Origin of the sequence: Mycolicibacterium gadium (assembly GCF_010728925.1) — a bacterium.
In the GTDB taxonomy this organism is placed as follows: Bacteria; Actinomycetota; Actinomycetes; order Mycobacteriales; family Mycobacteriaceae; genus Mycobacterium; species Mycobacterium gadium.
The window spans coordinates 5,321,693-5,334,139 of sequence record NZ_AP022608.1; the positions used below are offsets into that span (position 1 = coordinate 5,321,693).

General features: G+C 66.0%; 12 protein-coding genes. 7 read left to right on the forward strand and 5 right to left on the reverse strand.

Annotation, left to right across the window (positions count from 1 at the left end):
* Positions 1 to 53: 53 nt before the first annotated feature.
* Entirely contained in the window at positions 54 to 1,808 is a 1,755-nt protein-coding gene (locus G6N36_RS26275) for a DUF3556 domain-containing protein (protein ID WP_163689634.1), read from the forward strand.
* Here G6N36_RS26275 and G6N36_RS26280 read toward each other — a convergent pair.
* Positions 1,789 to 2,580: a FadR/GntR family transcriptional regulator gene (locus tag G6N36_RS26280; protein WP_163689635.1), complete on the reverse strand. Its 792-nt coding sequence runs from the start codon at positions 2,578 to 2,580 to the stop codon at positions 1,789 to 1,791. The two genes, G6N36_RS26275 and G6N36_RS26280, sit on opposite strands and share 20 nt — an antisense overlap.
* Positions 2,581 to 2,765: 185 nt before the next feature.
* Between G6N36_RS26280 and G6N36_RS26285 the strand changes: the two genes are divergently transcribed.
* From G6N36_RS26285 to G6N36_RS26295, 3 genes are read left to right on the forward strand one after another with little or no spacing between them, the layout of a single operon-like run.
* Complete coding sequence (locus G6N36_RS26285; RefSeq protein ID WP_163689636.1) at positions 2,766 to 3,911, forward strand: thiolase family protein; 1,146 nt, start codon at positions 2,766 to 2,768, stop codon at positions 3,909 to 3,911.
* Positions 3,908 to 4,705, forward strand: coding sequence for a crotonase/enoyl-CoA hydratase family protein (locus G6N36_RS26290; protein WP_163689637.1), 798 nt, complete (start codon positions 3,908 to 3,910; stop codon positions 4,703 to 4,705). The genes G6N36_RS26285 and G6N36_RS26290 overlap by 4 nt, the downstream gene beginning before the upstream one ends.
* 19 nt (positions 4,706 to 4,724) lie before the next feature.
* Positions 4,725 to 5,867 (forward strand): acyl-CoA dehydrogenase family protein, encoded by a 1,143-nt coding sequence (locus G6N36_RS26295; RefSeq protein ID WP_163689638.1) that lies wholly within the window; start codon positions 4,725 to 4,727, stop codon positions 5,865 to 5,867.
* Positions 5,868 to 5,887: 20 nt separating this feature from the next.
* On the opposite strand, the gene G6N36_RS26300 is transcribed toward G6N36_RS26295, so the two are convergent.
* Both G6N36_RS26300 and G6N36_RS26305 read right to left on the reverse strand, forming a co-directional pair.
* Positions 5,888 to 6,655, reverse strand: a complete 768-nt coding sequence (locus G6N36_RS26300) for a fasciclin domain-containing protein (protein ID WP_163689639.1) — start codon at positions 6,653 to 6,655, stop codon at positions 5,888 to 5,890.
* A gap of 153 nt (positions 6,656 to 6,808) precedes the next feature.
* Complete coding sequence (locus G6N36_RS26305) at positions 6,809 to 7,738, reverse strand: SDR family NAD(P)-dependent oxidoreductase (RefSeq protein ID WP_179964875.1); 930 nt, start codon at positions 7,736 to 7,738, stop codon at positions 6,809 to 6,811.
* A gap of 31 nt (positions 7,739 to 7,769) precedes the next feature.
* Here G6N36_RS26305 and G6N36_RS26310 point away from each other — a divergent pair, with 31 nt between their 5' ends.
* Genes G6N36_RS26310 through G6N36_RS26320 form a run of 3 tightly spaced genes read left to right on the forward strand, consistent with a single transcriptional unit; the run spans position 7,770 to position 10,216 of the window.
* Positions 7,770 to 8,306: a gamma carbonic anhydrase family protein gene (locus tag G6N36_RS26310; protein WP_179964876.1), complete on the forward strand. Its 537-nt coding sequence runs from the start codon at positions 7,770 to 7,772 to the stop codon at positions 8,304 to 8,306.
* A gap of 45 nt (positions 8,307 to 8,351) precedes the next feature.
* The gene (locus tag G6N36_RS26315; protein ID WP_163689641.1) at positions 8,352 to 9,497 is read left to right on the forward strand and encodes an NAD(P)H-binding protein; all 1,146 of its coding nucleotides are present in this window, start codon (positions 8,352 to 8,354) and stop codon (positions 9,495 to 9,497) included.
* Between the two features lie 29 nt (positions 9,498 to 9,526).
* Positions 9,527 to 10,216, forward strand: a complete 690-nt coding sequence (locus G6N36_RS26320) for a CPBP family intramembrane glutamic endopeptidase (RefSeq protein WP_179964969.1) — start codon at positions 9,527 to 9,529, stop codon at positions 10,214 to 10,216.
* Here the strand turns inward: G6N36_RS26320 and tet(V) are convergent.
* Together tet(V) and G6N36_RS26330 are read right to left on the reverse strand one after the other, a co-directional pair.
* Entirely contained in the window at positions 10,213 to 11,478 is a 1,266-nt protein-coding gene (gene tet(V), locus G6N36_RS26325; RefSeq protein WP_179964970.1) for a tetracycline efflux MFS transporter Tet(V), read from the reverse strand. The two genes, G6N36_RS26320 and tet(V), sit on opposite strands and share 4 nt — an antisense overlap.
* A 68-nt stretch (positions 11,479 to 11,546) precedes the next feature.
* Positions 11,547 to 12,368 (reverse strand): enoyl-CoA hydratase, encoded by an 822-nt coding sequence (locus tag G6N36_RS26330; RefSeq protein ID WP_163689644.1) that lies wholly within the window; start codon positions 12,366 to 12,368, stop codon positions 11,547 to 11,549.
* Positions 12,369 to 12,447: the final 79 nt, after the last annotated feature.

The window sequence follows — 12,447 nt, forward strand, 5'->3', positions numbered from 1 at the left end:
CAAGTCCGGCGAACTGTTTCCGCGCGGCTAGAACACGTTCTAGTCTTTCGGCCATGGGATTTCTCAAGCCCGACATGCCCGTCGTCGACTTCGCCGAGTGGAGCAAGGGTTCACGCTCGGAGAAGATTCGGCCGATGGCCGAACACTGGGCCGAGGTCGGCTTCGGCACACCTGTCGTGATGCACCTGTTCTACGTCGTCAAGATCCTGCTCTACATCCTCGGCGGCTGGCTGTTCGCGCTCGCCACCACAGGTGTGGACGGCTTCACCAACGTCGCCGAGTGGTGGACCGAACCGATCGTGTTCCAGAAGGTCGTGCTGTACACCATGCTGTTCGAGGTCATCGGCCTCGGCTGCGGGTTCGGCCCGCTGAACAACCGGTTCTTCCCGCCGCTGGGATCGATCCTGTACTGGTTGCGGCCCAACACCATTCGGCTGCCACCGTGGCCGAACCGGATACCGCTGACCAAGGGTGACGCCCGAACCCCCCTCGACGTCGTGCTCTACGGCGCACTGCTGGTGGTGCTGCTCATCGCGCTGTTCTCCGACGGCACCGGACCGGTTCCGGCACTCGGCACCACGGTCGGCGTGCTGCCGATGTGGCAGATCTGGACCATTCTCGGGCTGCTGGCCCTGGCGGGTCTGCGCGACAAGGTGATCTTCTTGGCCGCCCGCGGCGAGGTGTACGGCTCCTTCGTCGTCGCGTTCCTGTTCGTGGGCTACGGGGTCGACATGATCATCGCCGCCAAACTGGTCTGCGTGGCGATCTGGATGGGCGCGGCCACGTCGAAACTGAACAAACACTTCCCATTCGTGATCTCGACGATGATGTCGAACAACCCGCTGATCCGGACACGCTGGCTCAAGCGCAAATTCTTCGAGCGGTTCCCCGATGATCTGCGTCCCGGTCCGGTATCGAGGTTCATCGCCCATTTCAGCACCGCGATCGAGATGCTGGTTCCGTTGGTGCTGCTGTTCTCCCACGGCGGGTGGCCGACGTACATCGCCGCGTTCGTCATGCTGTGCTTCCACTTCGGCATTCTGTCAGCGATCCCGATGGGCGTTCCGCTGGAGTGGAACGTCTTCATGATGTTCTGCGTCATAACGCTTTTCGTCGGCCACGCCGAGGTCGGTCTGTCCGACATGACCACGCCGTTGCCCGCGGTCCTGTTCCTGCTGCTGGCCACCATCGTGGTGCTCGGCAACCTGTTCCCGCGCAAGATCTCGTTCCTGCCGGGCATGCGGTACTACGCCGGAAACTGGGACACCACGTGGTGGTGCATCAAACCCTCGGCCAGCGAGAAGATCGAGCGCGGGCTCGTCGCCATTGCCAGCATGCCGGCCTCGCAGCTCGAGAAGGTCTACGGCAGCCCGGAACAGGCGATGATCTACCTGTACAAGGGATATGCGTTCCGCGGCTTCAACTCTCACGGTAAGGCGCTGCTGACGCTGGTGCACCATGCGCTGGCCGGCCGCAACCAGGACGAGTACGTGATCACCGAAGGCGAGCGGCTCTGCAGCACCGCGGTGGGATGGAATTTCGGCGACGGCCATATGCACAACGAGCAGCTGATCGCCGCGATGCAGAAGCGCTGCAACTTCGAACCCGGTGAGGTACGCGTCATCATCCTCGACGCGCAACCGTTTCACCGGCAGCGTCAGGAGTACCGGTTGGTCGACGCGGCGACGGGGGGGTTCGAGCGTGGCTATGTCAACGTGTCCGACATGGTCATGGGACAGCCGTGGAGCGACGACATCCCCATCCACGTGACGTGGTCGGCGGCGGACTCTAGCCCATCACATCCCTGACCTTGACGTCCTCGAGCCCCTCCAGCATCAGGCCGCGCGCCACGTCGAGGTGCTTGCGCCAGTGAGCCTCGGCCGCCGCGCCGTCGCCCGATCGCAGCAGCTGCATCAGGCGGCGGTACGAGCGCATGAGCTTGTCGTAGTCCGCCTTGGACACCGGTCGGCCCTCTTTGAAGACGAATGCGGTGTGCCGCACCGTGATCTCGTGCAGCATGCCCGAGATGATCGCGAGCGTCGTGTTGCCCGACAGCTGCACCATGCGCAGGTGGAAATCGGCCGTCGTCTCCGCGAGCCGGTCCGAACGCCAATCGGTCGGCAGATGCTCGTCGAGCATCCGGTCGAGCTCATCGAACACATCGCTGGTACCCGACTCGGCGAGCAGCCGAGCGGCCATCGGCTCGATACCCGACTGCGCCGTCATCAGATCGGCGATCGTGGCGCCCGACAGCTCGAGTAGCAGACCTGCGGGCCGCGCGACGATTTCGGGGCCGGGTACGCGAACACGGGCGCCGGTGCGCGAGCCGCGACGAACCTCGACGAGGCGTTCGGATTCCAGCACGCGTACCGCTTCGCGCAGCGTCGGCCTGCTGACCCCGAAATGGGCCATCAGCTCGGCCTCGTTGGGCAGGAAATCGCCGTCTTTGAGCTGGCCATCGACCACCATGCGCCGTAACGTGCCAGCGACGAGCTCGGCGGTCTTCGGCGACCGAACCGCCGTGCGCCCGCCGACGCCGTCCGGCCCGATCATCGGCGCCAGAGGTGTACTACGAGCCACTCCACACTCCACGGATATCTGCTGGCCGTCTACCAGCTATACAACTCAGTAAACCATGTGGAAGATTGACGACAGTGCACATCGCGTGATGTGCGGCTCGGGTCAGCCTACCAACCAGTAGGTTGACCTAGTAATCTTTGTTCCTCTACCTTCGGGGACTACACGACTTTCAAAGGAGATAGGTCATGGCTGAAGCCGTCATCGTCGAGGCTGTCCGGTCGCCGGTCGGCAAGCGCAACGGCGGGTTGTCCGGTGTTCACGCCGGTGAGCTGTCGGCGCAGGTCCTCAATGGTCTGGCTGAGCGCGCGGGCATCGATCCCGGCATCGTCGACGACGTCATCTGGGGTTGCGTCATGCAGGCCGGCGAGCAGGCGCTAGACATCGCGCGTACCGCCGTGCTGGCCGCCGGCTGGCCCGAGAGCGTGCCCGGCGTGACCGTCGACCGCCAGTGCGGGTCGAGCCAGCAGTCCATCCACTTCGCCGCGGCCGGTGTGGTCGCCGGACACTACGACGTCGTCGTCGCCGGCGGTGTGGAGTCGATGTCGCGCACCCCGATGGGCGCCTCGCTGGCCAACGGTGGGCATCCCTACCCGGAGGCCTTCCGCAGCCGCTACAGCCAGACCCCGAACCAGGGCATCGGCGCCGAGATGATCGCCGAGCAGTGGGGCTTCGACCGCACCACCGTCGACCAGTACTCGCTGGATTCCCATGAGAAGGCCGCCGCCGCACAGGATGCGGGCGCCTTTGACGACCAGATCGTCGGCATCAAGGACCAGGACGGCAACGCGGTGCTCAAGGACGAGGGCATCCGCCGCGGCACCACCATCGAGAAGATGGCGGGCCTGAAGCCGGCCTTCAAAGAGGACGGCGTGATCCACGCCGGCAACTCCAGCCAGATCTCGGACGGCTCGGCGGCCATCCTGTTCATGTCGGCAGAGAAGGCGAAGTCCCTGGGGCTCAAACCACTTGCCAAGGTGCACACCGCCACGCTGGCCGGTGCTGACCCGGTGATCATGCTGACCGCCCCGATTCCGGCTACGCAGAAGGCGCTGAAGCGCTCGGGCCTGCGGCTCGAGGACATCGGCGTGTTCGAGGTGAACGAGGCGTTCGCCCCGGTGCCCCTGGCGTGGCTGAAGGACATCGGCGCCGACGAGAAGAAGCTGAACCCCAACGGCGGTGCCATCGCACTGGGCCACCCCCTGGGCGGCTCCGGCGCACGCATCATGACCACGATGCTGTACCACATGCGGGACAAGGGAATTCAGTACGGCCTGCAGACCATGTGTGAGGGTGGCGGCCAGGCCAACGCCACCATCATCGAGCTGTTGTGACCACTGACGTGACCGCTCCCGCCGCTCTCACCGAGCGGCGGGGCAACGTCCTCGTCATCACCCTCAACCGACCCGAAGCGCGCAACGCCGTCAACAGCGCGGTGAGCATCGCGGTTGGAGACGCCCTACAGGCGGCGCAGGACGACCCCGAAGTCCGCGCCGTCGTCATCACCGGTGCAGGCGAATCCTTCTGCGCAGGAGCGGATCTCAAGGCCATCTCGCGCCGCGAGAACCTGTTTCATCCCGATCACGGCGACTGGGGTTTCGCCGGTTACGTCCACCACTACATCGACAAGCCGACGATCGCGGCCGTCAACGGCACCGCCCTCGGCGGCGGAACCGAGCTCGCGCTCGCCAGTGACCTCGTCGTCGCGGAAGAGCGCGCCAAGTTCGGTTTGCCCGAAGTCAAGCGAGGGCTGATCGCCGCCGCGGGTGGTGTGTTCCGCATCGTCGATCATCTGCCGCGCAAGGTGGCGATGGAGCTGATCTTCACCGGCGATCCGATGAGTTCGGCGGATGCGTTGAAGTGGGGCCTCGTCAACCAGGTGGTGCCAGACGGCACCGCTGTCGACGCGGCAATCGCTCTGGCCGAACGGATTACATGCAACGCACCACTGGCGGTGTGGGCCAGTAAACGGGTGGCCATGGGCGTCGACGACGGCGTCATCACCGGCGACGAGGCGGGCTGGACCAGGACCATGCGCGAAATCGGAACGCTCATCCGTTCCGAGGACACCAAGGAAGGGCCGTTGGCCTTCGCGGAGAAGCGCCAGCCGGTCTGGAAAGCCAAGTAGGAAAGGCACCGAAAAGATTATGAAGCGCACGATCTACGACGCCGAGCATGAAGCGTTCCGCGACACAGTCCGGGGTTACATCGACAGCGAACTGGTTCCCAACGCCGAGAAATGGGAAGAGGATCGCATCGTCGATCGGTCGGCGTACGTGGCTGCCGGTAAGCACGGACTCATCGGATTCAACATGCCCGAGGAGTTCGGCGGCGGAGGCTCAGATGACTTCCGCTTCAACGCGATCATCGACGAGGAGATCGCGAAGGCCGGTGTTCCCGCACCTGCGCTGAGCCTGCACAACGACGTCGTCGGACCGTATTTCAAGGACCTGACCAACGACGAGCAGAAGCAGCGCTGGCTGCCCGGGATCACGAGCGGCGAGACCATCATCGCTGTCGCGATGACCGAACCCGGCGCAGGCAGCGACCTGGCGGGCATCCGCACGTCGGCGGTGCGCGACGGTGACGACTGGATCGTCAACGGCTCCAAGACCTTCATCTCGTCGGGCATCAACAGCGACCTCGTCGTCGTCGTGGCCCGCACCGATCCCGAGGCCGGACACAAGGGCTTCTCGCTCCTGGTCGTCGAGCGCGGGATGGAAGGTTTCACACGCGGCCGCAAGCTGGAGAAGATGGGCCTGCACGCGCAGGACACGTCCGAACTGCACTTCGAGAACGTCCGCGTTCCCGGCGCCAACCTGCTCGGCAAGGAGGGTCGCGGCTTCTACCACCTGATGACCAACCTGCCCTCGGAGCGGCTCTCGATCGCGATCACCGCCGTCGCGGGCGCCCGCGAAACCTGGCGGCAGACACTGCAATACGCCAAGGACCGCAAGGCGTTCGGGCAGCCGATCGGCAGCTTCCAGCACAACCGGTTCCTGCTCGCCGAGATGGACACCGAACTCGAGGTCACCGAGAACTACATCGACCGGTGCCTGCAGGGTGTCGTCGACGGTGAGCTGACCGCGGTCGAGGCGGCCAAGGCGAAGTGGTGGGCCACCGAGGTCGCCAAGAAGGTCGTCGACCAGTGCGTGCAGCTGCACGGCGGCTACGGCTACATGCTGGAGTACCGCGTCGCGCGCGACTACGTCGACGGACGCATCCAGACGATCTTCGGTGGCACGACCGAGATCATGAAGGAGATCATCGGCCGCGACCTCGGGCTCTAGCCGGCTCGCCGGCGTGGGCTCTAGCCGATCGGGGCGTCCGCCGCAGGCATCGGCTCGGTGGTCGGCGCCTCCGCCGCGGGAACCTCAGCGGCCCCTGCCGTCGGTGGTGCCGTCGGGCTGGCTGTCGTCGTGGTGGTGGTGGACGTGCCCGACGTGCTCGTCGGCGTGAGCGCGTCCGGCGGCAGCTTGGGATCAAGCACCGTGTCGATCAGATAGATCCGCGCGTTCTTGGCGAAGATCGCACCGCAGAGAACCTTGGCGGTGTCATTGACCTTGATATCGCCGCCGTCGCCCTCGACGTTGATCTCGGCGCCCTGCTGGGTCGGCCGCTGGCCCTTGACGTCCTCATTGCCGAGCAGGCCGAGGAAGTCGTGGTAGTAGACCAGGTCGCTCAGCGCAGCCGGATCGGCCTTGAGCGCATCGAGCTGAGCCGGAGGCAGCTTGGCGAACGCCTCGTTGGTCGGCGCGAAGACGACGTACGGGCCGTTCTCCAGAACCGGGACGATGTTGACCGCGGGGTTGAAACCGCCCGAGATCGCAGAGTAGAAGGTGCTGACATCCGGGATGCTCTGCAGCGCGGTGCCCACCGGGACGTTCGCCAGATCCTTGTAGCTGGGCACCGACGTCTTGAAGGCATCGCAGCCCGAACCCTGGGGATCGGGGATCTCGAGCGTCGGGGCCGGCTCGGTGGACGGCTGCGCGTATGCGGTCACAGCCATCGGCACCGACACGGCGATCGCGGCGATTCCGGCGACGGCGCCAATGGTCTTGCTGGTGCGGGTCTTCACGTAAGTGCTCCTCAGGTCTTCCAGTGCATCGCATGTTAAAACGCCCAATGCGGCATCACCAAAGCGAAGACCCCGCTAAACCTACGTCGCAGGTGCTCTGACCTGCGAGTTGCGGATCTTGCCACACAATGCCGCCGCGACGAAGCACAGGGCCTAGCTACAGAGGCGCTCGGAGACTTCCCACAGCCGCAATGCGTGCGCGGCGTCCGTCGCATACGGCGCTGGGCTTTCCTGGTCGTCCTGAATCCGGCAGTCCGCCAGGTACACCGATCCGACGTCGGCGAGGTCGCTGCTCACCGCCGCCCACACCTGGGTGGCCGCGCCCTGCTCGGGCATGGTGAAGTCGCGGCGGACGTCGACCTTCGGCTGACCGGGATCCGACGAAACGAACTCCGTCAGCGCGGCGAAGTCGTCGCGGGACATGTGCCGTGCGAGTGACGTCGCCACGACGCCCGGATGCACCGCGTTTGTCCTGATGGCCTGGTCGCGCAGGCGCCGGTCCAGCTCGACCGCGTGCAGGATGTTGGCAGTCTTCGAGGCGCCGTACGCGGCGAACTTGTCGTACTCGCGGTGCTGCCAATTCGGGTCGTCGAGGTCGACGTCGGCCAGCCGATGCCCGTCCGACGACAGGTTCACGATGCGCGCACCCCCGGCCGCGCCGAGCTGCGGCTCGAGTAGGCGCGTGAGTTCGAAATGGCCGAGATGGTTGGTGCCGAACTGCATTTCGAAACCATCGGTCGTTCGGCCGAACGGGGTGAACATGACTCCCGCGTTGTTCATCAGCACGTGAATCGCGGGCGCGATGGCACCGATGGCGTCGGCAGCCGACCGGACCGCGGCCAGGGAGGTGAGGTCCAGTTCCACCGTCGAGGTCTTGGCATTCCGAACCTCGGCACGAACCCATGCGTCGGCGTCGGCGAGGGCGGCCCGATTGCGCGCGGCGAGGATGACGTGCGCGCCGGTGGCGGCGAGAGCGCGCGCCGACTCCCTGCCCAGTCCGGCCGATGCACCCGTGATGACGCACACCTTGCCGGTCAGGTCGACGCCGTCGACGACCCCCAGTGCTGTCGGCGTCGATGTCACCCCGTCAATATGTCACGCCTCGTGACTTACGATGTCGCGCATGCCTGAGCCGCTGATCGTGCCCATCCGTGGGCGTGCGCCGTCGTTGCACGCCGAGAGCTGGGTCGCGCCCAATGCGAGCCTGATCGGTCAGGTGACGCTCGGCGCCCGCGCCAGTGTCTGGTATAGCGCGACACTTCGGGCTGAGGCCGAACCGATCGAGGTCGGCGCGGGCACCAACATCCAGGACGGCGTCACGATCCACGTCGACCCCGGCTTTCCAGTCCGCATCGGCGCCAACGTCAGCGTCGGGCACAACGCCGTACTGCACGGCTGCGAGGTCGAAGACGGCTGTCTCATCGGGATGGGAGCGGTCATACTCAACGGCGCCAAGATCGGCGCGGGCTCGCTGATCGCCGCCAGCGCGTTGGTGCCGCAGGGCTTCGTCGTACCGCCGCGGTCGTTGGTGGCCGGCGTGCCCGGCAAGACGCGGCGCGATCTCAGCGACGCCGAAGTGGCGCACAACCGGCACAACGCGCAGGTGTATCAGGCACTCATCGAGCTGCACCGTGACGCCAACAACAGCTGAGCGCGACAAGGTTGCGATCCCGCGCACTCCGGGTACAGCCGTACGGTGAGCAAATTGCGAATCCTGGTTACCGGCGCCACGGGCTATGTCGGGTCGCGGCTCGTCTCAGCCCTGCTGGATGCGGGCCACGACGTTGTCGTCGCCACCCGAAGCCCCGCGCGGCTGGCCAAGTTCGGCTGGCAGGACCGGGTCACCGGGGTGGCGCTGGACGCCCACAACCAGGAGTCGGCGCGGCACGCGTTCGCCACCGCCGGACCGGTGGACGTCGTGTACTACCTCGTGCACGGCATCGGGCAGCCGGGCTTTCGCGAGGCGGATAACCGTGCGGCGGCCAACGTGGCGAACGAGGCCAAGGACGCCGGCGTTCGCCGGATCATTTACCTGGGCGGGTTCGTTCCCGACGATGACGATCTCTCCGAGCATCTGAGCAGCCGGGCCGAAGTCGCCGAGGCGCTCCGCGTGGATGGCGGGCCGGAGGTGGTGTGGCTGGGTGCGGCGATGATCATCGGGTCGGGTTCGACGTCGTTCGAGATGCTGCGCTACGTCACCGACCGATTCCTACTGATGCCGATGCCGGGGTGGTCGATCAATCCGATCGACCCGATCTCGATACAGGATGTCCTTTACTACTTGGTCGCCGCCGCGGACGAGAAGGTTCCTGCCGGGGCGTACGACATCTACGGTCCGGAGACGTCCTCCTACGCCGACCTGCTCCGCGCGTGCGCACGCATCTCCGGCAAATGGCGGGCCGAACTGCCGGTCAACGGCGTGGACATCGGGCTGGTGTCGTTGGTGACATCGGCGGTGCTGCCGGTGCCGGGCGGTCTGGCCGCTGACCTCGTGGAGTCGCTCGACCACCCGATGATGGCCTCCGAGAACGGCCTTCGTGATCTGGTGCCCGACCCGCCCGACGGCCTCGTCGGGATCGACGAGGCCATCACCAGGGCTCTCGAGAGCCGCAAACCGCAACCCGTCGACGCGCTCGCCGACCCGCACCATCTCGCCGATACGGACCCGGTCTGGGCGGGCGGTGACACCTTCCGCATTCGGCAACTGGCCAGCCACATCACGCCGTCGTTCGCGCGACCGGCGCTGGGCCTGCTCGGCGTCGTGCCAGGACCCCTCGCCGCGGCTGTGCGCACGGGACTGGACACCGCCATCGGCCTTGTCCCGAAGGCGAAGTCGGCGTGACTCAACCACCCGAAACTCGGCCGCGATGGTTGGCCGAGGCCAGGGACATCGTCGGTACCTGCCCGGTACCGCACCACGAGCCACCTAGCCTGATCCGCCGCAGACGCGTCATCGTTGCCATCGTGTTGGTCATCGGCGCTGTGCTGCTTGGCTATTCGCTGGCCCTGCCCCCGGGAGACGCCTCGTTCTACTGGCTGACGCTGGCGCTGGCCGCGGTGTGGGCGGTCGGCGCGTTGTTGTCAGGCCCGCTGCACCTTGGCTGCATTCGGTTCCGTGGCCGCAACCAGCGCCCGTGGATCACCGGGACCGCGGTGGGCCTGTTGCTCGGAGCCGTCTTCATCGTGGGCGGATTGATCGCCCGCGAAATTCCTCCTGTGCGCGAATACATCACTCGCGTACTGGAGTACGCCGACTACGGGCCGCTGCTACTGGTCACGTTCATCACCGTCGTCAACGGCGTGGCCGAAGAGATGTTCTTCCGCGGTGCTCTCTACACCGCGCTCGGCCGGTTCCATGCGGTGCTGGTATCGACGGTGCTGTACGTGATCGCGACGGGCGTCGCGACCGGTAACCCGATGCTGGGTTTTGCGGCGGCCGTCCTCGGCACCGTGTGTGCGATCGAGCGCCGCATCACCGGGGGAGTGCTCGCACCGATGCTGACCCACTTCTTCTGGGGACTGGTCATGGTGCTGGCACTGCCGCCGCTTTTCGGCGTCTAGCGCAATGGGTGCGCCAGCTCGTCCTGACGCATCTTCGCCGCAACCAACGCAATGGCCGCCAGTATCACCGGAGCGATGCCGGCCACCAAGAAAATCGTCTGCATCGTAACGATTTTCGACAGCGGGCCGACGATCGCGAACGATACCGGCATGAACGCCAGCGAGACGAAGAAGTCCAGACTCGACACCCGGCCCAGCATCTCGGAAGGTACCCGGCGCTGCAGCAGGGTACCCCAGATCACCATGCCCGCACCGTCGGTGACACCGACGACGAACGTCGCTACTGCCATCAATGCGAACGACGACGTGAAGCCGACGACCACCAAAGGGATGGAGCCGAGGCCCCACATAGCCATCATCACCGTCAGGTAGCGACGGGGCAGCCGGCCCGAGGACACCGCAAGCGCGCCAAGGGCGCTGCCCATTCCGAAGAACGCCAGGATGAAGCCGTACATGCGCGCGCCGTCGTCGAACCGGTCGTTGGCGATGAAGGGCAGCAACACCTCGATGGGTCCGAGTACGACGAGCACGAACATGCTCGCGAACAACAGCGTCCACAGCAGCCACGGCGTGCGTAGCATGAACACGAAGCCGTCCCGCAGATCGCGCAACACGTGCGCGCGTTCGACATCGGGATCCTGCGGTGGCGTCGACGCCGCCGGCCTCGTCGCGATCAGCAGGACGAGGCCGGTAGCGAAGAGTGCGGCGACCACGACAGAACCCACCGCCGGGAATGTCGCACCGATCAACATGCCTGCGACGGCCGGACCGACCGCGCGCTGGAACACCGGGCGCACCACGCCTTCGACACCGTTGGCGGCCAACAGTTGTTCGGCAGGCAGGATCCGCGGCAGGATCGCGCTGTATGCCGGGAAGAAGAACGCGGCGGCGGTTCCCATTGCGGTGGCCGCGAGGGCCAGATGCCAGACCTGCAGCGCGCCAAGCAGTCCCAGGGCTGCGACCGTTGATGCCGCCACGACGTTCACTGTCTCGACGCCGATGATGATCTTGCGCTGGTTTATCCGGTCCGCGGTGATCCCCCCGACCAGAACGAACGCCACAAACGCGGCGCCGAAGCACGTCATCACGATCGACAACGACACCGGGTTGTTGTCGAGCTCGATGACCTGTAGGGCAAGCACGACGGCGAACATGCCGTCGGCGAAGATCGATAGCGTCACCGCCGCGATGAGCAGGCGGTACTCGCGGATCTGAAAGGGTGCGAGCACGCGCCAACCGCCGGCGTCGCGCACCGGCTGAATCTCGAATTGCGTACTCACCAACCGATGGTCGCCGATCAGAGGTGACCGAGTCCACCGATTTATTTGTGTCAGGAGTCGGTGAAATTCGCCTGCCGGCGCTGCTGGAACGCCTTGGTGCCCTCGCGGAAATCGCCCGAGTCGAGCAGTGACAGCTGGCCGACCTTCTCGCGTTCCAGCGCCGCCTCGAGTTCGGGGAGCGTCGCGGAGTTGATGGCGTCCTTGGTCAACCGCAGCGCCACCCGCGGTCCGCCGGCCAGCATCGCGATGACCTTGTCGACCTCGGCATCGAACTCCTCGACCGGATGGACCGCCGTGACCAACCCGAATTCGTACGCCTCGGACGCCGGAATCCGCTCGGCCAGCAGAGCCATCCGCATGGCGCGAATACGACCGACCGCCGCGGCGATCAACGCCGAAGCGCCGCCGTCGGGCATCAGACCGATCTTGGTGAAGGCCAGCATGAAAAACGCCTTCTCCGAAGCCAATACGACATCGCAGGCCAGGGCCAGAGACACTCCGACGCCCGCCGCGGGCCCCTGGACGACGGCGACCACCGGCTGCGGGAGGCTCACGATCGACCGGACTGCGCTGTTGGCGGCGTCGAGCACATCGGCGGGCGTGCCGGTGGCATCGGGATTGGCGTGGTCGGATTCGCTGATGCCCGCGCCGGACGAGAAGCCGCGTCCGGCCCCACCGAGCCGCACCACGCGGACACGGGCATCACCCGCCGCTCGCTGCAAGGTGTCGGCGATGGTGGCGAGCATCGGTTTGGTCAGCGAGTTCAGGCTCGCCGGCCGGTTCATGGTCAGCGAGAGCACACCGTCGACCAGGTCGACGGACAGGTCGTCGATACCGCTGTAGGTCTGCACGCTCGAGTCGACCGTTGTCATGACTGAACCCTAGGACCGAAGCACTTGGTTATACAAGTAAGCTATGTCGGCGTCGACAGCGCTAGTCGGACGAAGGGCG

Coding starts and splice junctions, on each gene's coding strand:
- G6N36_RS26275 (WP_163689634.1), top strand. CDS start 54: ATGGGATTTCTCAAGCCCGACATGCCCGTCGTCGACTTCGCCGAGTGG.
- G6N36_RS26285 (WP_163689636.1), top strand. CDS start 2,766: ATGGCTGAAGCCGTCATCGTCGAGGCTGTCCGGTCGCCGGTCGGCAAG.
- G6N36_RS26295 (WP_163689638.1), top strand. CDS start 4,725: ATGAAGCGCACGATCTACGACGCCGAGCATGAAGCGTTCCGCGACACA.
- G6N36_RS26310 (WP_179964876.1), top strand. CDS start 7,770: ATGTCGCGCATGCCTGAGCCGCTGATCGTGCCCATCCGTGGGCGTGCG.
- G6N36_RS26330 (WP_163689644.1), bottom strand. CDS start 12,368: ATGACAACGGTCGACTCGAGCGTGCAGACCTACAGCGGTATCGACGAC.